1 protein-coding gene is annotated in these 2,032 nt (G+C 32.0%); it reads left to right on the top strand.

The genetic code is table 11. The features are described 5' to 3' along the window. Window positions 1–1,932 (top strand): NAD-dependent DNA ligase LigA (gene ligA, locus E6A48_RS07400; protein WP_219709385.1); only part of this gene is annotated, 1,932 nt, incomplete at its 5' end. Window positions 1,933–2,032 lie beyond the last annotated feature (100 nt).

The following is a 2,032-nucleotide window of genomic DNA, read 5'->3' as shown; positions in this document are numbered from 1 at the left end:
AATAAACTTTATTATACAGATGATAACCCTGAAATAGAAGATTATGAATATGATAAACTCTTTAGAGAATTAGAAAATCTTGAGAGGGAGTTTCCAGAATTAAAAAAAGATGATAGCCCTACAAATAAAGTGGGAGGCACTATACTTGAAAAGTTTGATAAGTTTGAGCACCCTATTGCAATGTACTCGCTTTCTAATGTTATGAATGAAGAGGAGTTTTTGGAATTCGATAATAGAATGCAAAAAGAACTTAATGCTAATAAAATAAAATACACTGTTGAAAATAAATTTGACGGTCTTGCTTTAGAGCTTATTTACGAAAAAGGAAAACTCACAGTTGCAAGCACTAGAGGAGACGGGCAAGTTGGTGAGAATGTTACCAATAATGTTAAGATGATAAGCAATGTTCCTAAAAGCATAAAAGAGACAAAAAAACTCATTGTACGCGGAGAGGCATTAATAACAAAAAAAGATTTTGAGGCATTAAATAAAGAGAGAGAAGAACTTGAAGAGATACCTTTTGCTAATGCAAGAAATGCAGCATCAGGAGGATTAAGACAATTAGATAGTTCTGAAAGTAAAAAAAGAAGATTAAAATTCTTTGCTTATCAGATTGCTAATTATAAAGATTTTGATTTAACTAATGAATATAAATCAATGGAGTTTTTATCAGAATTAGGCTTTACTGTTGAAGGAGTGCATCCAAATATTGAAGCTAAAAAAGTATTAGAAACTTATTATGATATACAAGAAAAAAGAAGCAAAATGGATTATGAGATTGATGGACTTGTAATAAAAGTTGATGATGTTAAATATCAGGAGAAATTAGGATTCTTGTCACGTGCTCCAAGATTTGCAGTAGCATTCAAATTCAAGCCAGAAGAGAAAGAAACAATTCTTAAAAACATAGAAGTACAAGTTGGACGCACTGGTGCATTAACACCTGTTGCTAAATTAGAGCCTGTTCAAGTTGGTGGGGTTACTGTTTCAAATGTTACGCTTCATAACCCTAATGAAATAAAATCAAAAGATATAAGAATAGGAGATACTGTTGTAGTTATACGTTCTGGAGATGTTATACCAAAAATTGTGAGAGTGGTATTAGATAAAAGGCCTTCAGACAGCAAAGTTTTTGAGTTTCCTAAAAAATGTCCTGTTTGCGGAGGCGATACTGCTATCACTGACGGCGATGTAATTGTGAGATGTATAAATGATGAATGCCCTAGCAAGATTACAAGATATATAGAATATTTTGTTTCAAAGCCTGCTATGAATATGGAGAGAATAGGTAAAGAGTGGATTGCAGTATTTACAAAAAGCGGACTTGTTAAAACTCCAGCTGACCTTTACAAAATAAGAAGAGATGATTTATTTAAGTTTGAAAGAATGGGAGAAAAATTAGCATCTTATATGCTTGAATCTATTGAAAATAGTAAAAACACTACTTTAAAAAGATTTATATATGCATTAGGTATTCGTCAGGTTGGGGAAACTACTGCCGACTTGCTTGCTAAATATTTTACATCAATAGATAATTTCAAAAAGGCAACCATTGAAGACTTACAAAATATTGAGGGCATAGGCGAAATAAGTGCTCAAAGTATTTATGATTTCCTTAATAATAAAAAGACATTGAAATTGATAGATGATTTACTTGCGGTAGGAGTTAATCCTGTATTTGAAAAACTTACAACTGTAGAATCACCTCTTACAGGAAAGAATGTTGTAATAACAGGGTCTATAGAAGGTTTTACAAGGACATCAGCAAAAGAAACTGCAGAAAGACTCGGAGCAACTGTTCAATCTGCAGTATCAAAAAACACAGACATTTTAATTGTAGGCGAGAAAGCAGGAAGCAAACTTAAAAAAGCTCAGGACTTAGGCATTCAAATAATGGAAGCCGATGAGTTTATAAAGCTTGCTAATATGTAAAGCTGGAATAAAAAATTACCTATAATTAAAAAATACTAATTATAAAGCAGGTGCATGATTTCCTTTTCCGTTTGGATGCTTACTACAAAAATTATTAGTT

This window comes from Brachyspira pilosicoli (genome assembly GCF_019402445.1).
In the GTDB taxonomy this organism is placed as follows: Bacteria; Spirochaetota; Brachyspiria; order Brachyspirales; family Brachyspiraceae; genus Brachyspira; species Brachyspira pilosicoli_B.
This window is presented reverse-complemented; position numbering and strand designations above follow the sequence as displayed.